Below are 292 nucleotides of genomic sequence, written 5' to 3'. Positions count from 1 at the left end.
CAAGGGAGAAGACGATTCATCAATTGTTTGAGGAGCAGGTGGAGCGAACACCGGAACATCCGGCAGCCCTATACCAAGATCGGCAATTGACGTACCGGGAGCTGAATGCCCAAGCGAATCGGGTGGCTCACGTCCTGCGGAAGAAAGGCATCGGACCCGACCAGATGGTGGGCATCGCAGTTCATCGATCGCTGGAGATGATGGTCGGCCTGCTGGGGATTTTGAAGGCAGGCGGGGCGTATCTGCCGTTACATCCAGAGGACCCGGAAGAACGGCTGGGATTCATGCTGGA

Annotated in this window: 1 protein-coding gene; it reads left to right on the top strand. The window is 57.5% G+C overall.

What is annotated here, in order from left to right; all coding sequences use genetic code 11:
* Positions 1-292: AMP-binding protein (locus G9G57_RS25395; protein WP_164965694.1), on the top strand; the 292-nt coding region annotated here is incomplete at both ends.

This window comes from Paenibacillus sp. EKM211P (assembly GCF_011066175.1).
In the GTDB taxonomy this organism is placed as follows: Bacteria; Bacillota; Bacilli; order Paenibacillales; family Paenibacillaceae; genus Paenibacillus; species Paenibacillus polymyxa.
The sequence above is the reverse complement of the archived record's forward strand: the minus strand, read 5'-3'. Positions and strand labels throughout refer to the sequence as shown.